This window comes from Streptomyces davaonensis JCM 4913 (genome assembly GCF_000349325.1).
GTDB classification, from domain to species: Bacteria; Actinomycetota; Actinomycetes; order Streptomycetales; family Streptomycetaceae; genus Streptomyces; species Streptomyces davaonensis.
The window spans coordinates 1,189,778-1,209,053 of record NC_020504.1 but is presented as its reverse complement, the minus strand read 5'-3'; the positions used below and the strand labels follow the sequence as shown (position 1 = coordinate 1,209,053).

General features: G+C 72.0%; 21 protein-coding genes. 13 read left to right on the top strand and 8 right to left on the bottom strand.

Translation table 11 applies throughout. The features are described 5' to 3' along the window. The first annotated feature begins 124 nt into the window (after window positions 1–124). The 3 genes from BN159_RS05345 to BN159_RS05335 are packed head-to-tail and all read left to right on the top strand — an operon-like array spanning window position 125 to window position 2,619. Complete coding sequence (locus BN159_RS05345) at window positions 125–868, top strand: PIG-L deacetylase family protein (protein WP_015655893.1); 744 nt, start codon at window positions 125–127, stop codon at window positions 866–868. Further along, entirely contained in the window at window positions 865–1,761 is an 897-nt protein-coding gene (gene sigJ, locus BN159_RS05340; protein WP_015655892.1) for an RNA polymerase sigma factor SigJ, read from the top strand. Before BN159_RS05345 ends, sigJ begins: the two co-directional genes overlap by 4 nt. 30 nt (window positions 1,762–1,791) lie before the next feature. Next, on the top strand, window positions 1,792–2,619 hold the full coding sequence (locus tag BN159_RS05335; RefSeq protein ID WP_015655891.1) for a pentapeptide repeat-containing protein: 828 nt from the start codon (window positions 1,792–1,794) through the stop codon (window positions 2,617–2,619). Here the strand turns inward: BN159_RS05335 and BN159_RS05330 are convergent, their stop codons facing one another. Next, window positions 2,620–4,119 carry a cytochrome P450 gene (locus BN159_RS05330; protein WP_015655890.1) on the bottom strand — a complete coding sequence of 500 codons (1,500 nt, stop codon included), beginning with the start codon at window positions 4,117–4,119 and terminating at the stop codon, window positions 2,620–2,622. Between the two features lie 121 nt (window positions 4,120–4,240). On the opposite strand from BN159_RS05330, the gene BN159_RS05325 reads away from it, so the two are divergent. Beyond that, the gene (locus BN159_RS05325) at window positions 4,241–4,852 is read left to right on the top strand and encodes a TetR/AcrR family transcriptional regulator (protein ID WP_015655889.1); all 612 of its coding nucleotides are present in this window, start codon (window positions 4,241–4,243) and stop codon (window positions 4,850–4,852) included. Window positions 4,853–4,959: 107 nt separating this feature from the next. Then, window positions 4,960–5,691, top strand: a complete 732-nt coding sequence (locus tag BN159_RS05320) for a DUF2470 domain-containing protein (protein ID WP_015655888.1) — start codon at window positions 4,960–4,962, stop codon at window positions 5,689–5,691. On the opposite strand, the gene BN159_RS05315 is transcribed toward BN159_RS05320, so the two are convergent. From BN159_RS05315 to BN159_RS05305, 3 genes are all read right to left on the bottom strand, one after another. Beyond that, on the bottom strand, window positions 5,659–6,861 hold the full coding sequence (locus BN159_RS05315) for a lactonase family protein (protein ID WP_015655887.1): 1,203 nt from the start codon (window positions 6,859–6,861) through the stop codon (window positions 5,659–5,661). The two genes, BN159_RS05320 and BN159_RS05315, sit on opposite strands and share 33 nt — an antisense overlap. A gap of 96 nt (window positions 6,862–6,957) precedes the next feature. Then, entirely contained in the window at window positions 6,958–8,199 is a 1,242-nt protein-coding gene (locus BN159_RS05310; protein WP_015655886.1) for an FUSC family protein, read from the bottom strand. A gap of 185 nt (window positions 8,200–8,384) precedes the next feature. After that, entirely contained in the window at window positions 8,385–8,879 is a 495-nt protein-coding gene (locus tag BN159_RS05305; RefSeq protein WP_015655885.1) for an FBP domain-containing protein, read from the bottom strand. A 125-nt stretch (window positions 8,880–9,004) separates the two neighbouring features. Between BN159_RS05305 and BN159_RS05300 the strand changes: the two genes are divergently transcribed. The 3 genes from BN159_RS05300 (at window position 9,005) to BN159_RS05290 (ending at window position 11,565) form a co-directional block, all read left to right on the top strand. Continuing rightward, window positions 9,005–9,970, top strand: coding sequence for a phosphotransferase family protein (locus BN159_RS05300; RefSeq protein WP_015655884.1), 966 nt, complete (start codon window positions 9,005–9,007; stop codon window positions 9,968–9,970). A 44-nt stretch (window positions 9,971–10,014) separates the two neighbouring features. Beyond that, window positions 10,015–11,286, top strand: a complete 1,272-nt coding sequence (locus tag BN159_RS05295; RefSeq protein ID WP_015655883.1) for an ROK family protein — start codon at window positions 10,015–10,017, stop codon at window positions 11,284–11,286. Between the two features lie 66 nt (window positions 11,287–11,352). Further along, complete coding sequence (locus tag BN159_RS05290; protein ID WP_015655882.1) at window positions 11,353–11,565, top strand: hypothetical protein; 213 nt, start codon at window positions 11,353–11,355, stop codon at window positions 11,563–11,565. A gap of 229 nt (window positions 11,566–11,794) precedes the next feature. On the opposite strand, the gene BN159_RS05285 is transcribed toward BN159_RS05290, so the two are convergent. Then, entirely contained in the window at window positions 11,795–12,829 is a 1,035-nt protein-coding gene (locus BN159_RS05285; protein WP_015655881.1) for a PHP domain-containing protein, read from the bottom strand. A gap of 89 nt (window positions 12,830–12,918) precedes the next feature. Between BN159_RS05285 and BN159_RS05280 the strand changes: the two genes are divergently transcribed. Then, the gene (locus BN159_RS05280) at window positions 12,919–13,155 is read left to right on the top strand and encodes a hypothetical protein (RefSeq protein WP_015655880.1); all 237 of its coding nucleotides are present in this window, start codon (window positions 12,919–12,921) and stop codon (window positions 13,153–13,155) included. A gap of 15 nt (window positions 13,156–13,170) precedes the next feature. Here the strand turns inward: BN159_RS05280 and BN159_RS05275 are convergent, their stop codons facing one another. Continuing rightward, entirely contained in the window at window positions 13,171–14,403 is a 1,233-nt protein-coding gene (locus tag BN159_RS05275) for a lectin (protein WP_015655879.1), read from the bottom strand. 197 nt (window positions 14,404–14,600) lie between these two features. On the opposite strand from BN159_RS05275, the gene BN159_RS05270 reads away from it, so the two are divergent. The 3 genes from BN159_RS05270 (at window position 14,601) to tgmB (ending at window position 16,771) form a co-directional block, all read left to right on the top strand. Further along, complete coding sequence (locus BN159_RS05270; protein ID WP_041820839.1) at window positions 14,601–15,377, top strand: sulfite exporter TauE/SafE family protein; 777 nt, start codon at window positions 14,601–14,603, stop codon at window positions 15,375–15,377. Between the two features lie 234 nt (window positions 15,378–15,611). Then, complete coding sequence (tgmA, locus tag BN159_RS05265; protein ID WP_015655877.1) at window positions 15,612–15,803, top strand: putative ATP-grasp-modified RiPP; 192 nt, start codon at window positions 15,612–15,614, stop codon at window positions 15,801–15,803. Window positions 15,804–15,817: 14 nt separating this feature from the next. Then, on the top strand, window positions 15,818–16,771 hold the full coding sequence (tgmB, locus tag BN159_RS05260; protein ID WP_015655876.1) for an ATP-grasp ribosomal peptide maturase: 954 nt from the start codon (window positions 15,818–15,820) through the stop codon (window positions 16,769–16,771). A gap of 2 nt (window positions 16,772–16,773) precedes the next feature. On the opposite strand, the gene BN159_RS05255 is transcribed toward tgmB, so the two are convergent. Further along, window positions 16,774–17,304, bottom strand: a complete 531-nt coding sequence (locus BN159_RS05255; protein WP_015655875.1) for a VanZ family protein — start codon at window positions 17,302–17,304, stop codon at window positions 16,774–16,776. 70 nt (window positions 17,305–17,374) lie between these two features. Beyond that, complete coding sequence (locus tag BN159_RS05250; protein ID WP_015655874.1) at window positions 17,375–18,040, bottom strand: DUF4230 domain-containing protein; 666 nt, start codon at window positions 18,038–18,040, stop codon at window positions 17,375–17,377. A 223-nt stretch (window positions 18,041–18,263) separates the two neighbouring features. Between BN159_RS05250 and BN159_RS05245 the strand changes: the two genes are divergently transcribed. Continuing rightward, entirely contained in the window at window positions 18,264–19,223 is a 960-nt protein-coding gene (locus BN159_RS05245; protein ID WP_015655873.1) for a ribose-phosphate diphosphokinase, read from the top strand. Window positions 19,224–19,276 lie beyond the last annotated feature (53 nt).

The following is a 19,276-nucleotide window of genomic DNA, read 5'->3' as shown; positions in this document are numbered from 1 at the left end:
GGCTCCCCTCGGATCCGGCGCTTCCCGCCAGTATCGCCGCACACCCCGGGCCGCGGGTGGGTAACGGCGACAACTACGGCCGTGGCGTGGGCGATCGGGACGTGGCCGCGGCTAATCTGCCGACATGACCGATCCGTTGATCACGCAGCTGCGACCCATGCCCGAGGACTGGCGACGCGCCCTCGCCGTGGTGGCCCACCCGGACGATCTGGAGTACGGCTGCTCGGCGGCCGTCGCCGCGTGGACCGACCAGGGCCGGGAGATCGCCTATGTCCTGGCCACTCGGGGCGAGGCCGGCATCGACACCCTGGACCCCGAGCGGTGCGCCGCGCTGCGGGAGCGGGAACAGCGGGCCAGCGCCGCGGTGGTCGGGGTGTCGGTCGTGGAGTTCCTCGATCACAAGGACGGTGTGATCGAGTACGGCACCGCCCTGCGCCGGGACATCGCGGCGGCGATCCGGCGGCACCGGCCCGAGCTGGTCATCACCCTCAACCACCGGGACACCTGGGGCGGGGTCGCCTGGAACACCCCCGACCATGTGGCCGTGGGACGCGCCACCCTGGACGCGGCCGCCGACGCCGGGAACCGGTGGATCTTCCCCGAGCTGACCGAGCAGGGCCTTGAGTCCTGGAACGGCGTCCGCTGGGTCGCCATCGCCGGATCGAGCCGTCCCACGCACGCCGTGGACGCCACGGCCGGTCTGGACCGCGCGGTGCGCTCACTGCTCGAACACCGCACCTACATCGAGGCGTTGACGGAGGAGGCCCCGGAGACGTACGCGCGCGACTTCCTGACCCGAACCACCACGGCGACCGGGGAGCGGTTCGGAGGGCGGCCCGCGGTGGCGTTCGAGGTGTTCGGGCGGTGACGGGCGCGGGACCGATACTGGCCGCGCAGTTCGAGGAGCACCGCGATCGTCTGAACGCGGTCGCCTACCGCATGCTCGGCTCGCTCGCCGAGGCGGAGGACGCGGTGCAGGAGACCTGGCTGAGGCTGAGCCGCAGCGACGCCGAGGAGATCCGCAACCTCGGCGGCTGGCTGACCACGGTGGTGGGCCGGATCTGCCTGGACCTGCTGCGCTCGCGCACCACACGCCGCGAGGACCCCCTCGACGACACCTTCGTCCCCGACCCCGTGATCCGGCCGCTGTCGCGGGTCGACCCGGAACAGGAGGTGCTCCGGGCCGACGAGGTCGGGCTCGCCCTGCTGGTGGTGCTGGAGACCCTGGAGCCCGCCGAGCGGCTGGCGTTCGTCCTGCACGACATGTTCGCCGTGCCCTTCGACGACATCGCGCGGATCGTGGAGCGCAGCCCTGCCGCCACCCGTCAACTCGCCAGCCGGGCCCGGCGCCGGGTCAAGGGCGCCACCCCGTCCACCGAGCCCGACCTCGGACGGCAGCGCAAGGTCCTCGACGCGTTCATGGCGGCCTGCCGGGCCGGCGACTTCGACGCCCTGCTGGAACTCCTCGACCCCGAGATCGTGCTACGGGCCGACTCCGGCCCGCTGGTCGGCGGCGCGGCGGCGTCGAAGCTGGTGCGCGGGGCGCGAGCGGTGGCCGAACAGGCCATGCTGTTCCGCGAGTTCGCGCAGTACGCGCGCTTCGCGCTGATCAACGGCGAGCTGGGCATGCTCAACGCCCCCGACGGCAACCTGATGTCCATCACCGGCCTCACCATCGCCGACGGCCGTATCACCGCCATGTACATCCTGGCCGACCCCGCGAGGCTGGCCCGACTGGACCTGCCTGACCTGGACGGATGAGGAGGCGCGGGCGCCCGTAGGCTGGTCGGTATGCGAGATCTCTCCCTCGAGCCGGCCGGCCTGCGCGGTGACTGCGCGAACTGTTTCGGGTTGTGCTGTGTCGCCCTGCCCTTTGCAGCGTCCGCGGATTTCCCGGTCGACAAGCGGGCCGGGACGCCCTGTCGCAATCTCCAGGACGACCACCGCTGCGGTATTCACGCGCGGCTGCGGCAGGAGGGGTTCACCGGCTGCACGGTCTACGACTGCTTCGGCGCCGGGCAGCGGGTCTCGCAGGTCACGTTTGGTGGGCGGGACTGGCGGGCCGGGCCCGCGCAGGAAGCGCGGCGGATGTTCGACGTGTTCCCGGTCGTGCGCCAGCTGCATGAGCTGCTCTGGTATCTCACCGAGGCCCTGACGCTGCCCGCCGCCCGGCCCGTCCACGCCGATCTGCGGCGGCTGCTCGACCGGACCGAGGAGTTGGCCGGGGGCACTGCCGAGGAGCTGGCCCGGCTGGAGGTGGGGGCGCACCGCCAGGAGGTGGGGGAGTTGCTGCTGCGGGCCAGTGAGCTGACGCGGGCGGGCCTGCGCGGACGTAGGAAGGACCGGCGGGGCGCCGACCTCATGGGCGCCCGGCTGAAGGGCGCCGACCTGCGGGGCGTCAGTCTTCGCGGTGCCTACCTCATCGCCGCCGACCTGACCGGCGCGGATCTGCGGGGCGCCGATCTCCTCGGCGCGGACCTTCGCGACACCGATCTGACCGACGCCGACCTGACCGACGCTCTCTTCGTCACCCAGCCCCAGCTGAACGCGGCCAGGGGCAACGCGGGCACCAAGCTGCCGGGGTCACTGACGCGGCCGGCCCATTGGGCGTCCGCCTGATCAGGACGGGGCGGCGGCCGCTCGGAGGTCGTCGCTGATCGCTTCGGTGCGGCGGTCCACGCCCAGGCGCAGGCCGTCCGGCATCAGGGTCAGGCGTTCCGTCACCCGCAGGCGGTAGTCCGGGTCCGGGCGGAGGGCGTAGCGGCGTAGGAGGAGACCGAGGATCAAGGTGGCCTCGTGCAGGGCGAATTGGCGGCCGATGCAGGCGCGCGCCCCGGTGCCGAAAGGCTTGAAGGTGTGCGGGGGACGGGACCGTACCGCCTTCGGGTCGAAACGGTCGGGGTCGAACCGCTCGGCGTCCGCGCCCCAGACCTCGGGGTCGCGGTGGAGCATCGGAGTGAGCACCAGGGCCCAGGCGCCCCGCCGCATCGGGTGCTCCCCGGCCAGCACCGTGTCCTCGCGAGCCTCCCGGGCGAAGGCGGGCGCGGTCGGCCACAGGCGGAGCGATTCGTCCAGGACCCGGCGTACGTAGCGCAGCTTGGCCACCTGGTCGTAGGCGGGCAGTTCCGCGTCGCCCCATACGCGGTCCACCTCGGCCCGGGCGCGGGCGGCGACGTCCGGGTGCCGGGCGAGGTAGTACAGGGCGAAGGACAGCGCGCCGGACGTCGTCTCGTGCCCCGCCACCAGGAAGGTGATGACCTGGCGGCGGACGTTCTCGGGCGACAGTCGCTCCCCGGTCTCCGGGTGGGCCGTTTGCAGCATCCGGTCCAGCAGGTCGCCTGTTCCGCCAGAACCTCGGCGGCGCTCCCGGACCAGGTCGTCGACCGTGCGGTTGAGGTAGGCGATGTCCGCCTCGTTGCGCCGCGCGGACGCGCGCAGCAGGAACGCCGCGGGGACCGTGTTCAGCCGCTGGGCGTGGGCCAGCGTGCCCACCATCGCCGTCACGAAGGGATGCGGCCGGGACCGCTCGAAGGAGCCGAAGTCGTGTCCGAACCCGGTGCGCGCGATGGTCTCCAGGGTCAGCTTGGTCATGTCGCCGGGCACGTCCACCGTCCGCCCGGCCATGGCCGCCCGGTCCCAGTGGTCCGTCAGCCGTCCGGCCACGTCCAGCATCATGCCGTGGTAGCCCTCCATGGCCTCCCGGCTGAACCCGGGCGCCAGGACGTCGTGCGCGAGCTGCCAGTTGGGCTCGTGGTTGTACGCCGTGAACAGCGCGTCCCCCACGACCGGCCGCAGATTGGCGATCCCGAGGCCGACATGCTTGGCGAACCGTGTCTCGTCCGCGAGATCGGCGCTGAGCGCCCCGCCCCAGACGAACACGAACTCCTTGTTGAACGCCTTGCGCCGGAAGATCGGGCCCAGTCGGCGGGCGTGGCGTACGGAGTCCTGGAGCGGTTTGGTCCTGCTCGCGCCCAGCACATCGCCGAGCAGCGGGAGCCGGCGGGGCGGGTGCGGTATGCGGTGCAGCTCGGGCCAGCCCTGCTCGGCACTGCGGAACCCCTTGGGCAGCGCGGACGGCGGCTCGGACGACAGCGCGGACCCGTTCGTCGTCTCCGCCATGACGCGATCTCCCTTGATCCTGCGGCACCTTGAGAAGGCAGCGACGCGTGTTGTACGTCAGTTCAATAGCGCGGCCTCAGTCTGGTCCGGTTGTTGAACCGACGTCAAGTAAGGTGCGGACATGAGTGCCAACCAGGGTGAGCGGACCCGGCGTCGGCTCAGTACCGAGGAGCGCAGGGAGCAGCTTCTGGCCGTCGGGGCGCGACTCTTCTCGGAGAGTCCGTACGACGAGGTGTGGATCGAGCAGGTGGCCGAGATCGCCGGTGTCTCGCGCGGGCTGCTCTACCACTACTTCCCGACCAAGCGGGACTTCTTCGCCGCCGTGGTGGACCGCGAGAGCGCGCGCATGCTGCGGATGACGGCCGCGGTCCCCGGCGTCCCGGTGCGCGAACAGCTCACCGCCAACCTCGACACCTACCTGGCCTACGTCGAGGAGCACGCCCACGGCTTCCGCGCCTTCCATCGCGCCGAAGCCTCCGGCGACCGGGCCGTACGCAAGGTCTACCGGCGGGCCATCGCCGCCCAGGAGAGGCAGATTCTCGCGGCGATGGCCGAGGACCCGGAGTTCGGCCCGGTCTGTCGGGCGCGACCCGATGTCCCGCTCGCCGTGCGGGGGTGGCTGGCGTTCACCACGGCCGTCTGCCTGGAGTGGCTGAGAGGCTCGGCGGAGCTGACCCGGGACCAGGTGCGGGACCTGTGTGCGCGTGCCTTGTTGGGCGTCATCGCACCCTGAGCGTCGCTCGAGTCGTCCCGTGACTCCGCGCACGATCGCGTGGCGTGGTTGGCGTGCGCCTCGATCTTCGATAGGTTAGGCAAGGCTTACCTAAGGAGGTTCGGGAAATGGGTGACAGCCAGAGCTGGACGGCCACACCTGCCGCGGCGGAACAGGCCCGGTCGATGCTCGCCACTGCATGGTCCTGCGCGGTGACCGCGGAGGGCGGCCGGGAGGAGTTCGTCGGCACGCACTCCGTGACCGACGACGGCCGGGTGCTGCTCCAGGTGCCCGAGGACAGCGCCCTGGTCACCGCCGCGATCTGCGCGCCGCGCGGAGAGCCGTCCGCCGTGCTGGAGTTCGCCGACGTCGCGCCCGTCCCCGTACGCAACCGTATCCGGGCCCGGCTCTGGCTCGCCGGCTGGTTCGCCGCGCAGGAGGGTCAGCTCGCCTTCCAGGCCACGCGTGTAGTGCTGCGCAGGCCCAGCGGTGCCGTCGTCGTCGACCTCGACGAGTTCGCCGCCGCCCGGCCCGACCCGCTGGTCACGGCCGAGGCCCGGCTGCTCACCCATCTCGCCGACTGCCATCCGGACGCGGTCGAACGGCTCACCCGGCTCGTCGAGCCCGACAGCCTGCACGGCGCCGTCCGCGTCCAGCCGCTCGCCGTCGACCGGCACGGACTGACCCTGCGCATCGAACGCGCCCGCGCCCACGGCGACGTACGACTGCCTTTCCACCGCCCGGCCGACGACGTCGCGCAGCTCACCGAGCGCATGCATGTGCTGCTCGGGCAGGCGAGCGCGGCCTCGTGCCCGCGGCCCCGGCCCCTACAGCGGCAGCGCGCAGACGGCGACGGGTGATGCGAACGGCTCGCCCGCGAGCCGCAGTTCACCGCTGTCCGCGTCGACGTGGAAGACGCTCACGGTGCTCGACCGCTGGTTCGCCGCGAAGAGCAGCCCGCCGTCCGGGGAGAGGGCGATCTGGCGCGGGAAGTCACCGCCCACCGGGACCGTGCCGAGCAGCCTGAGCCGGGCCCCGTCCGCCTCCACCGCGTACCGGGAGAGGCTGTTGTGGCCCCGGTTGGCGAGAAAGGCGTACCGGCCGTTCGGTGTTACGGCCAGCTGCGCCGGGTAGCTGGTGCCCGACCCGGTGCCCGTGGACTGCGCGGCGCCGACGGTGACACGGCCGCTGCCGGGGGAGTAGGCGCAGACCGCGACGGTGTTGTCGACCTCGTTGGCGAGATAGGCGTACCGCCCGCCGGGATGGAACGTCAGATGGCGGGGCCCCGCGCCCGGGCGGGTCCGCGCGCGGGAGAGCTCGGCGAGCGTGCCCCTCGCCCCGTCGAGGCGGTAGGTGTACACCGTGTCCGTGCCGAGGTCGACGGCGAGGACATGGCCGCCGTCGGGGCTGGTGAGGATCTGGTGGGCGTGCGGGCCGTCCTGGCCCGGGCCCGGTGCCGGACGGGAGTGCGTGACCAGGTCGGTGCGCTCGCCGAGCGCGCCGGAGGGCTCGATCGGGTGTACGGCCACACTGCCGGTGCCGTAGTTCGCGCTGAACAGCCAGCGGCCACCCGGATGTACCGACAGATGACACGGCGCCGACCCGCCGCTGCCCCGGCTGCCCAGGACCTTGCGGTCGGACAGCCGGACCGCGGTCACGGCACCGTCCTCGCGCTCGTTCACCGCGTACAGCGTGTTCCCGTCCGGGTGGACCGCGAGATACGACGGGTCGGCGACGTCCTCGATCGTGCCCGCGCCGGTGATCCGGCCCGTCCCTACGTCGTACGAGGCGACACCGATGCCCCGGCCGCCGCCGTCCGCCGAGGTGTACGTGCCGAGGTACAGCGCGCGCGGACCCGGGGCGGCCTCGCGGGAGACGCCCGGTGTGGCCTCGGGTGCCGATGACCGCTCGGGCTGTGCCGGCTTCTCGGCCGGTGCCGGCTTCTCCTCGCAGCCAGGGAGCGCCACCGCGGCCGCGGTTCCCGCGAGCGCGCCGACGAACCGGCGCCTGCTCACGCCACCACTGCCCATGTCCACACCCTCAGCTCGTCCGCTGCCCTCGCGACAGCCACCCTCGCGTGGATCACCCGGCCGGTGCAACCGAGGACGTCCCCTCGGCCGACCGCGTCACTTGGAGCGACGGGCAGCGGCGAGTCGGTTCCGGCCCGTCCGCACGCTCTCCCTGAACCGGGTCAGCCGCGGCATCCGCTCACGCTGCTCGCTGGAGACCCGGTCCAGCTCCTCCAGCAGCCGGCGCGAGCGGTGCTCGGTGTCCAGCTCGTCGAGGATGCGGTTGACCTCGGTCAGCACCGCGCCGTGCAGCTGCCACTGGCGGGCGTCGCGCTGGACCTCCTCCAGCAGCAGCTGGGCGAGCTTGTCCCGGGTCGCGGCGGCCTGGCGCAGCTCGTGGGTGAGCCGCTCCTCCGCGGACTCGGCGTTTTCGCTGACCTGGGAGGTGACCAGCACCGCGAAGCTCACCAGCGCGTCGGCGATCTCGGACAGCAGCTGTTCCACCGCGGCACCGATCTGCGGTGCGAACAACGGCTCGGGGTCGCGTTCCTTGGCCAGGTCGGTGAGGGTACGGGCGATCACCCGCAGGACGACCGTGCAGATCTCCAGTGTGTCCAGGCCGGTCCGCAGCACCACCCGGTGCAGCAGGCCCTCACGCACCCGTGGATTGAGCCGCAGACTGTCCTCGGCCTGCCGCAGCGCCGCGTCCACCTCGACGATGTCGTGGTCGAGCCGGCGCGCCTCGTGCAGCCGGGCGGCCGCCCGCTCCACCGGCGTACGGCCCGCCGCCTCCTCGCCCATGCTCAGCATCAACTGCCGCACCCGGCGGGCCAGTCCCTCGATGGACTCGCCCGCCTCGCCCACCCACACCGGTGGCGCGAGCAGCAGATTGCAGCCGAGCCCGACGATCGCGCCGATCAGCGTCTCCAGCACCCGCGCCCACGCGGTGTCCCCGACGGTCGTCACCCCGAGCACCAGCATGGCGCTGATCGCCACCTCGGGGACGTACTCGTCCACCCGGACCAGATGGCCCACGGCCAGCGAGGCCAGGATCACCAGCGCCAGGCTCCACCAGGTCAGCCCCACCAGCAGACTGAAGGCGATGGCGACGAGGACCCCGGCCACCACGGAGTTCACCCGGCGCACGCCATTGGTGAGCGTCGCGTAGAGGGTGACCTGGACGACCAGCAGCGCGGTCAGGGGAGCGGTGAGCGGGGCCTGCTCGGGGCTCAGTTGCAGCGCGATGATGTAGGCGACCGTCGCCGCGGCGGTCGACCGCAGGGTCTGGACGACCACGGGGTCCCGGCGCAGCCTCGTCAGCCGCTCCCGGTCAACCCGCCAGCGCCGTACGTCTCGCATTCCTGGGCTGTTCCCCTCTCTTGCGGACCGTACTTGTCCGCAAGGAAGCCAAGACTGATCGAATGGCGGGTCACCTGGCAAGAGGCGGGAGGGCGCCACCTGGCAAGCGGTGGGAGAGCGCCCCGACCCTGTTCCATCATCCTCGGCCCGACGGCGCCCGTCCTCCTGGCGGGCCCCCCGAGCGCTCAGGCGTACAGCTTGTCCACGAAGGCCCGCAGATTGCCCTCCGTCCGCGCGATCTGCTCCTGCACCGTGAGGCTCTCCTCCATGCGGGCGCCCGAGTCCGGCACCCTCTTGCCCCGGACATACAGAGAACAGGCGAGGTCGGTGCACATGTACAGGCCGACCGAATTGCCCTCGCGGCCCGCCGGGCCCGCCTTGCGCGCGGTCATCAGGGAGACCCCGCCGCCCCGGTGGGTCGTCAGGCACAGCGAGCACATGCTGCGGTGCAGAAAGCCGCGCTGCGAGGACGGGAACCGGAGGGTGATCCCGACCGGCCGCCCGTCCCGCTCGGTGACCAGAGCACTGCGGTCTGGCGCCCCCGGATCTCGCCAGCCCAGGAAGTCCAGGTCGTCCCAGGGGAGTTGGTCGAGATCGCGGGGCACGTGCAGCCGCTTGGCCTCGCCCTTGGAGCAGTTGACGAAGGAGTCGCGGATTTCCGGCTCGGTGAGTGCTCTCATGGGGGGACCTCCTGGGGGTGCGTGCTGTCGACATCATGGAAACTAGGGTTCCTAGGTTTCCGGCTAATGGTAGGCGGGATGTTCCTTGAGGGGCTAATGGATTTCGGAGGGAAGGGCGGGGTGCGGTGGTGGACTCCTGGGGACGGGCCCGGCGGATCCTGGACGTGGCGGGTCTGCCGCCCGGCGATCTGGCGAGCGTGCGCGCGCTGACCGGTGGCACCTACAACACCGTGGAGGAACTCCTCCTCGCCGACGGCAGCCGGTACGTGCTGAAGGTGCCGCCCGCCGAGGACGTACCGGGGCTGCGGCACGAGCGGGAACTGCTCGTCGCCGAGGCCGAGTTCTACCGGGCGGCGGCCGGCGTCGGGGTCGCCGCGCCCCGGGTGGTGGCCGCCACCGCGCGGGAGCTGCTGATGACGGCCTGCCCCGGCGAGGCGTGGGACGACTCGCTCACGGAGGCCGAAGAGCAGGAGCTGCGTGCCGAGCTGGGCCGTCAGGTGGCCCGGCTGCACACCGTGAGGGGGCCGGGCTACGGCTATCCCTCGGGCGCCCTCGGACCGCTCGCCGCCGACTGGCGGACCGCTTTCACGGGACTCCTCGACGCCGTCCTCGACGACGCCCGCCGCTACCGGCCGTGGCTGCCCCGCCCCGTCGACGACACGGCCCGCACACTCTGGGCGGCCGCTCCCGCGCTCGACGAGGTCACCGTCCCGTGCGCGGTCCACTTCGACCTGTGGCCGGGCAACATCCTGGTCGACCGCTCCACGGGCGTGCCCCGCATCGGCGGGCTCATCGACGGCGAGCGCATGTTCTGGGGCGATCCCGTCGCCGACTTCGTCTCCCTGGCGCTGCTCGGCGACATCGAGAAGGACACGGCCTTCCTCGCCGGTTACCGGGAGGCGGGCGGACGGGTCGAGTTCGACCGGCCCACCCGGCTCCGGCTCGCCCTGTACCGTGCCTACCTCTACCTGATCATGCTCACCGAGACCGTGCCGCGCGCCGTCGACGAGGGGCGCCTCAGGTGGACACGGGAAGCGGTCGGGCCGGAGCTGGTCGCCGCCCTGGACGAGATCGCCGAGCTCAGCCGCTGAGCCGGTATGTTCCAGGTCGGGCGGCGTGTCGATAGGGGGAACAGATGGTGGGGCGGAACCGGCGCACGGTACGCGATCTGAGGCGGGCCAACCGCGCGGCCGTCCTGCAACGCCTCTACTTCGACGGCCCGCTCAGCCGCTTCGAACTGGGCCCGGCCACGGGGCTCAGCTCCGGCTCGATCAGCAATGTCGTCGCCGACCTGCTCGCGGACGGAGTGCTGGAGGAGGCGGGCAACGTCGACTCCGACGGCGGCCGGCCGCGCACCCTGCTCAGGGTGGCGCCGGGCAGCGGCCACATGATCGGCGTGGACGTCGGCGAGACCCGGGTCCGCGTCGAGCTGTTCGACCTCGCGCTGACGGAACTCGCCCGCGCGGAACGGGCGCTGGGGCCCGAAGGGTACGAGGTCGAGGTCGTCGTGGAGCACATCCGCGACGCCGTCGCCGAGGTGCTGGCCGCCGCCGACCTCGCCCCGGACCTGCTGCTCGGTGTCGGCATCGGAGTACCCGGCATAGTCGAGCACGCCGCCGGACGCGGGGCCGTGGTGCACGGGCAGACGGTCGGCTGGGACGCGGTCGCGCTGGAGTCCCTGCTCCGGGAACGCTGCGAACTGCCGGCCTCCGTCCCGTACTTCATCGACAACGGCGCGCGCACGCTCGGCCAGGCGGAGATGTGGTTCGGGGCGGGACGCGGCGCCCGCAGCGCGATCGTGGTGCTGTTCGGCTCCGGCGTAGGCGCCTGCGTCGTCACCCCGGAGGCGGAGGAGGGACGAGCCGTCGAGGCCGGGCATCTGACGGTGCGGGTCGGGGGGCGCCGCTGCCGGTGCGGTGCGCCGGGGTGCCTGGAGGCGTACGCCGGGGCCGAGGCCCTCCTCGAACGCTGGCGGGAGGCGGGCGGACAGCCGCCGCGGGACGCCGACCAGGAGAGCGCACTGGCGGCGCTGGTGGCCGCGGCCGAGGACGACGCGGTGGCGCGGGGCCTGCTGGCGGAGACGGCGGAATACATCGGCGCGGGCCTGTCCGACCTGATCAATCTGTTCCGGCCCGAGCGCATCCTGATCGGGGGATGGGCGGGGCTCAGGCTCGGCCCGGCCCTGCTGCCCGCAGTACGGCGGCACGCGGTCGCGTACGCGCTGCGGCACCCCGCGGAGCGGGTCACGATCGACCTGGGCGGGCTCGGGACGGACGCGGTCACCGTCGGGGCGGCGATCCTCCCGCTCGCGGACTTCTTCGCCCACGGCGGCCGACGGGCCGAGCCGGTCCCCGAGGAGCCGCAGCCCGCGTGGCGAGCGGCGCTGGAGGACCGGACGCCGCGGTGACGTTTCGCGGTGGCGGCCGGAGGTACTCGCGAGAGGCCTGCGGCGAGCAAAGGGAAGGAGACCGCCGTGCACAGCGAGAACGGCGAGCCTGTCCCGAGGGACCTGCCGGACCAGCAGGCGGGTGAGGGCGAGGACCGCTGGGACGTCGACCCGGAGGAGCTGGACACCGGGCCCGAGGACGCTCCCGACGCCGACGAGGCGGGCGCGGCCCGCAAGGGCGCCCCACGCGACGCGAACGTCCACCCCGAGCATCCGGCGCCGGATGAGTCGACGGGGTGAAGGAAAGCCCCGACCGCGACGGGGGAATCACGGTCGGGGCGGCTCAAAGGCGGGTACGGATGGGTGGTCGCCTCTCGGCGAAAGGCTCCACAGGGCTTCAGCCGAACGATCGTCCCTGTGGGCAAAAGGTGAGGCCCGGGGACACTGTCCCCATCCGTACCCACGCCTCGTTCAACGGGCAACCACCCCTCGGTGTTCCGCGTTCTGTCGCGTTATGGCGTGATCTGCGTCACGACGCGTTCACCCGGCCCGGCAGCCGCCGCTCCCCGGTCCACGCCAGCAGCTCCTGACGCGTCCAGGTCGTCACCACCCGGTCCGACGGCACCCCGCACTCCTCCGCCCGCGCACAGCCGAGGACCTGCCAGTCCAGCTGGCCGGGCGCGTGCGCGTCGGTGTCGACGGAGAACAGCACCCCGGCCGCGACCGCTCGGCGCAGCAGCCGGCGCGGCGGGTCGAGCCGCTCGGGACGGCTGTTGATCTCCACCGCCGTACCGGTCTCAGCGCACGCCGCGAACACCTCCTCCGCGTCGAACCGCGACTCCGGCCGCCCCCGCTCGCCCATCAGCCGCCCGGTGCAGTGCCCCAGCACGTCCGAGTGCGGATCGCGTACGGCGGCCACCATGCGCCGGGTCATGGCGCGGGCGTCCATCCGCAGCTTGGAGTGCACGGAGACGACCACTACATCGAGCCGCTCCAGCAGCTCCGGCTCTTGGTCGAGCGAGCCGTCGTCGAGGATGTCGCACTCGATCCCGGTCAGCAGCCGGAACGGCGCCCAGGTCTCGTTGAGCGCCGCCACCACCTCCAGCTGCTCGCGCAGCCGCTCCGCCGACAGACCCCGGGCCACCGTCAGCCGCGGCGAGTGGTCGGTCAGCACCGCCCACTCGTGGCCCAGCGCCGCCGCCGTACGCCCCATCTCCTCGATCGGGCTGCCGCCGTCCGACCAGTCGGAGTGCAGATGGCAGTCCCCGCGCAGCAGCGCCCGCAGCCCGGCACCGCGGTCCGGCGCGGGCGGTGCCGAGGCCTGGAGCTTCTCCAGATAGTCCGGCACCTGTCCGGCCAGCGCCTCGCGCGCCACCTGCGCCGTCTTCGGGCCGACCCCCTTGAGCGACTCCAGCGTCCCGGCCGCCGCCCGCTCGCGCAGCTCCGCCTCCGGGAGCGCCGCGAGCGTCCGGGCGGCGGTGCGAAAGGCCCGTACCCGGTAGGTCGGCGCCAGGGACCGCTCCAGCAGGAAGGCGATCCGCTCCAGTGCCTCCACGGGATCCATCGCCACCTCCGGTCTCCAGGGTTGCCCACGGAAACGGGGTGTGCGACCTGCCGGGTTCGGAATTGCCGGATCCGCTTTACGCTCATTGCATGACCGAAAGTGCGAGCCCGTACATCTCCCATCCACGGATCATGGTGCTCGGGGTCCAGCCGGGCCCGCGGCCGTTCCGCATCGTGGAGATCGACGGCATTGTGGTCGGTGAGGCGACAGCCGTCATCGACGTCCTGTCCGCCGCCGCGGCGTTTGGCATCACCGTCCATGATCTGGACGATCCGGATGTGGTGCGCTGGGTGGGCGGGGACAAGTTCACCTGGACCCGTCACTAGGGCAGGTCCTGGGGATCAGCCGACCGTCCACTTCTGGTTGGCGCCGCCCGTGCAGGACCAGATCTGAAGGCGGGTGCCGTTGGCCGAGTTGTTGCCGGTCACGTCCAGGCACTTGTCCGCCTGGGGATTGACGATGTCGCGCGCCGCGGTGACGGTCCAGCGCTGGTTGGGCCCGCCGGTGCAGTCCCACAGCTGGACGGTCGAGCCGTCGGCGGTGCCGTTTCCGGTCACGTCCAGACACTTGCCGAGCGCACGGATCGTGCCGTCCGAGCCGACCGTCCAGCGCTGGGCGGCGGTGCCGTTGCAGTCGTAGAGCTGCACGGGAGTGCCGTTGGCCGGGTTCGCCCCGGCGACGTCCACGCACTTTCCGGCCAGGCCCCTGATCGGGGCGCCCCCGGTGGGTGAGTCGGCCGTGGTCACCGAGACGTGGTCCACCACCAGCTGCTGCGGGAAGACGGTGGAGCCGTCCGGGTCGCCGGGCCAGTAGCCGCCGACCGCGAGGTTCAGGATCAGGAAGAACGGCTTGTTGAAGACCCACTGCCGGCCGCCGAGGTCGGCGGGCGTGCGCCGCTGGTAGACGTTGCCGTCGACGGACCAGGTGATCGAGTCCGGGGCCCAGTCCACGGCGAAGGTGTGGAAGGCGTCCGCGAAGGCCTGGCCGTTCGGGAGGGTGTAGCCGGCACCGATGCCGCCCGAGCCCGAGTAGCCGGGGCCGTGGAGGGTGCCGTGCACGGTGGACGGCTCGAAACCGACGTTCTCCATGATGTCGATCTCGCCCGAGTCGGGCCAGTTGACCGGTGTGCCGAGCATCCAGAACGCCGGCCACATGCCCTGCCCGCGCGGGACCTTCATCCGGGCCTCGACGTGTCCGTACTGCGCGGTGAACTTCCCCGAGGTGTTCAGCCGGGCCGAGGTGTACTGGCAGGTCCCGTACCAGCACTGGTAGTTGGCCGGATTCTCCCGCCGGGCCGTGATGACCAGATGGCCCTGGCCGTCGAGGGCCGCGTTGCGGTTGCCCGCCGTGTAGTACTGCCGCTCGTGGTTGTTGACGTTGTCGCCGGTCTCGATCTGCCACTTCGAGGAGTCGACCGCCGAACCGGCGGCCCCGTCGAAGGTGTCCGAGAACGTCACCGCGGTGATCGCGGCGTCCGCCTCGACGTCGGCCCGCGCGGGGCCCACGGCGGAGGCGACCAAGGCGGCCGACAGCGCGGCCAGCAGCCAGGTGCGGAGTCTGCGGGAAGAGGGCACGACTCTCCCTTCCGTCGGCTCCCCGTGGGGTGCGGGCGCCGACCGAGGTGGGGGGTGAAGGTGTCGGCTCTTGATTTAAGGCGTGATCTAAGGGGGCGTCAATACTTTGGTACGGACCAGGAGTTGAAGGGGTGTCCCGGCGAGTTCCAGGCACCCTTCGGTCTCCGCCGAAGCGTCGGCTTCCTATGCTCGCCGCCATGAACCCCGCACACCTCGCGGAGATGCTCGCCGTGCTGGCCGCGGGCCTCGCCGCCGGCGCCGTCAACGCCGTCGTCGGCTCAGGGACCCTGATCTCCTTCCCGGTCCTGCTCGCGACCGGTCTGCCGCCCGTCACCGCCACCGTCTCCAACGCGCTCGGCCTGATCCCCGGCTCGATCGGCGGAGCCCTCGGGTACCGCGAGGAACTGCGCGGCCGGGGTCGCCGGGTCGCCCTGTGGAGCGTCGGTGCCGCGTGCGGCGCGCTCGTCGGCGCCTCGCTGCTGCTGGCACTCCCGGCCGAGGTGTTCGAGACGGTCGTCCCGGTGCTGGTGGGAGTCGCGCTCGTCCTGGTCGCCGGCCAGCCGCTGATCCGCGGGCGGTTGCAGCGCCGCCGGGCCCGCAAGGACCGGCCCGCCCGCCCCGACGGCGGTCCGCTCCTGCTGGCCGGGCTGACCACGGCGAGCGTCTACGGCGGCTACTTCTCCGCCGCCCAGGGCATCATCTACGTCGCCCTGATGGGCCTGTCCCTCGACGACGAACTGCAACGCCTCAACGCCGTCAAGAACGTGCTCGTCGCCGTCGTCAACTCGGTCGCCGCGCTGTTCTTCCTCGCCGCCGCCGACTTCGACTGGACGGCCGTGGCCCTGCTCGCGACGGGTTCCGCCATCGGCGGCCCGGTCGGAGCCCGCCTGGGGCGCCGACTGAGCCCCGTCGTCCTGCGGACCCTCATCGTGACGGTCGGCTCCACGGCCATTCTCGTGATGGTGGCGCGCTGAGCGTCCGCTTCGGAGTGTGACGGCCATGGTCGTTCTCGTGACCCTGTGACACCTGAGGGCCGCCATCCGATGGTGGTGTGTGGGGCTGGTGTCAACTCCCGGCATATTCGATGCAGATGATGCAGGCGATGTGACGACCTTCACTCCCATGTAGCCGAAAGTGATGAATTCCTTACGCAATCCGTGCGTAAGGGACTGTACGCAGGTAATGCGCGACCCTTGGAGGTTTTTCGAGTGCGACCGTTCACCCTCAACTACGCCTGTCCCAACGGGCCTACGACCATGGTGACGCCGTACAGCTTCGACCCGGCACGTCAGCTGAACGTGCTGCCCGACGGCCGCCCGGCCGTCATGGACCGGGAACTCCTTCTCGCGGCAGGTACCACCACGTCCACCGCGGGTTCCCAGACGCACTTCGACGACTGAGGATCCGTCCCCGCATGACCGTTCTGATCCTCACGTCCGAGGAGGACGTCACCGCCGACATGGTGGTGACCAGGCTGCACGCGACGGGCACCCCCGTCATGCGCCTGGACCCCGCTGATCTGCCCGGCAAGGCCGTGCTGTCCGCCGACTACGCGCACGGCGACTTCGCCGGCCACCTCTCGGTGAACGGGCACGTGCTCAGCATGGGCGGCCTGCGCTCCGTATGGATGCGCAGGCCTGGCGAGCCGGCGGCCCACGCGGCCCACGCCTCGCCGTGGCTGACCGCCGAGACCCGGCAGGCGCTGTACGGCATGCTCTACTCCGCTCCCGCGCGGTGGATGAACCACCCGCGGGACGCGGAGCGGGCACGCCTGAAGCCCTGGCAGATGCGGGTCGCCCACCTCAGCGGCTTCGCCGTACCGCCGACCGTGTTCACGACCTCGCCGCGGCTGGCGCGGGAGTTCACCGAGGAACACAAGGACGTGGTGGTGAAGTCCGCCTCGGGGCCGCCGCCCGGAGAACCCGGAGTGGCCCTGCCCACGACGCTGATCGGCCCCGACGCGGACTTCTCCGCCGTCGCGGCCGGTCCCGCGCTGCTCCAGCGGTACGTCCCCAAGCGCGCCGACATCCGGCTCACCTGCGTCGGCGCACAGCTCTTCGCCGCACGGAAGGCGGCCGACCCGGGCCAGGTGGACGGCCGCTACGGCGACACCGGGCACGCCTGGGAGCCGGTCCCCGTGCCCGGACGCATCGCCGCCGCGGTGCGCGAGTACGTCGCCCTCGCCTCCCTGGCGTACGCCGCCTTCGACTTCGCCGAGGACGCGGACGGCGTCTGGTGGTTCCTGGAGTGCAACCAGGGCGGCCAGTTCGGCTTCGTCGAACTGGAGACCGGGCAACCGATCTCCGCCGCGGTCGCCCAGTGGCTCGCCCACAGCGCGGCCGACCGCCGGGTCGCGGGGCGGCGCTGACGCTAACTCGTGTGCACCGCCCGCCCCAGGCGTCGCCCCAGCAGCAGATATCCGATGAGTGCTCCGGTCGTGTTCAGGATGACGTCGTCGATGTCGAAGGCGCGGCCGGTGACCAGCGCGCCCTGCGCGCACTCGACCAGCAGCATCACGGTCGCCGTCAGCAACAGCACCCGCAGCACTCCGCGCGCCCCCGGGGCGAGGACCGGCGCGAGCACCCCGAAAGGGATGCCCAGCAGCAGGTTCCCGCCGATCTGCTTGACGGCGTCCCGCAGCTCGGGCTGGTCCAGATAGGCCCGCAGCGACCGGCCCGGACGCAGGTTGGTGTGGGTCAGGGCCTCCGAGGCGGGGGAGGGCTGCAAGGTCAGTCTCGCCAGGACGACCGCGAACGCCACCAGCAGAGCGAACGCGCACACCATCGCCAGGAGCTGGGCCAGCACCCGGAGCGGGCGGCCGGACCGGGACGCCTTCGCGGGCTTCTTCGGCGGCGCGGACTTGCGAGCCGCCGTACGGGGTCGTGAGGCTGCGCGGGCCATACGGTCCTCCAGTCTTCAACTTCCCTTCGTCGTAAGGCGGTTACCCCGCCCAACGGCCGACGATGCCGCATCAGGCGGCCCCGTAGCTGACCCTCACCTCCTCGAAGCCGAGCGAGTGCAGCAGGCCCTTGAGCATGTCCGTGGTGTTGCCCTCGGCGCGCTCGGTCAGGGCGCTCTCCCGCGCGGCGGCGCCGATGTGCCGGGCGGCGAGCTTCTGCACGGCCTGCTCGCTGTTGGGGTTGTCCGAGAACAGATCGCCGATCCGGTCGAGCAGTCCGCGCTGCTTGGACACGGCGTAGGAGCGGTCCGGGTCCAGTGCGGGCTCCCCGAGCGCCGCGTGCGGCAGTCGCAGCGTGGCGGACGTACGGTCCTTGTCGACCCGCACGTCGTCCTCGCCGACCTTGCCGAGGTCGACATAGGCGTCCACGGTGCCCGCCCCGACGTACAGCGTGCGGGTGCCGCGGATCGCGTCGGGCAGGTACTTGGCGTCCTTCTCCAGGTCCACCACGACCTGGAAATTTCCGGAGGCGGCGTCGTAGCGGCTGATGTCCTGGATGGACTGGAGCAGCGCGGGGCCCGAGCGGTCGTGGGTCTCCGTGCCGAACAGGTCCTTGAGGCCCGGCAGCACACTCAGTCCGATCCCGGCGAACAGTACGGCGAGCACCAGCACGACGGCGCTCACGGCCTTCGCCCAGCCGGGGATGCGCCTGGGGAGGCGCCTGATGGGAGTCGTCATGGCGACGGCCCTCCTTCCTCCTGTTCGCATGCCCGCCAAAGCCCTTGTGAGACAGGGCGGTTGGCCGATTGGTGCTGCTGACGGAGGCGCAGGGGGCGCATTGGAGTGAGCGCTTTCCCTCAGGGAGCACGCGCGCCCGGCACCGGCCGACGGTGTCGTGTGAGGCGGATTCGCTCAGTAGCATGAGCCCGGCAGCCGGAATGATCATGCGAGGAGCGGATCCGTGCGAGAGCGAGACATCGCCGTGTTCAGCGGTAGTGCCCACCCCGAACTGGCCGCGGAGCTCTGCGCGCATCTGGGCGTACCGCTCAGCCCCACCCGGGTCAGCCGGTTCGCCAACGACTGTCTGGAGGTGCAGCTTCAGGCCAATTGCCGGGAGCGGGACGTCTTCCTCGTCCAGCCGCTGGTCGCCCCCGTCCAGGAACACCTCGTCGAGCTGCTGCTGATGTGCGACGCGGCCCGCGGGGCCTCCGCCGGGCGGATCACCGTCGTCATGCCGCACTACTCCTACGCCCGCTCCGACAAGAAGGACCAGCCCCGGATCTCCCTCGGCGGACGCCTGGTCGCCGACCTCATGGTGGCGGCGGGCGCGAGCCGGGTGCTCGCCATGACCCTGCACTCGCCCCAGGTGCACGGCTTCTTCTCGGTCCCGGTCGACCATCTGCACGCGCTGCGCGAACTGGCCACCCATTTCCGCCGCTACGACCTGTCCCGCACCACCGTCGTCTCGCCCGACCTCGGCAACGCCAAGGAGGCCGCCGCGTTCGCCCGCATGCTCGGCGCCCAGGTGGCCGCCGGTGCCAAGCAGCGGTTCGCGGACGACCGGGTCAGCATCAACTCCGTCATCGGCGAGGTCGCGGGTCGCGATGTCATCGTCCTGGACGACGAGATCGCCAAGGGCAGCACGGTCCTGGAACTGCTCGACCGGCTGCGGGAGTTGGGTCCTCGCTCGATCCGGGTCGCCTGCACCCACGGCCTGTTCACCTCCGGCGCCCTGAAGCGGATCGGCGAGCAGCCGGACGTCCTGGAGATCGTGTGCACCAACACCGTGCCGGTGCCCGAGGAGGAGCGGACCGACAAGCTGCGGGTGCTCACGGTCGCCCCGCAGCTCGCCGAGGCCGTGCGCCGCATTCACAACGGTGAGTCCGTCAGCGCCCTGTTCGACGCGCCGAGGAGCGAATAGACAGGAGGTAGCCGGGTACGGCCCGGCCGCACTCACGTGACGAGGAGGCCCCG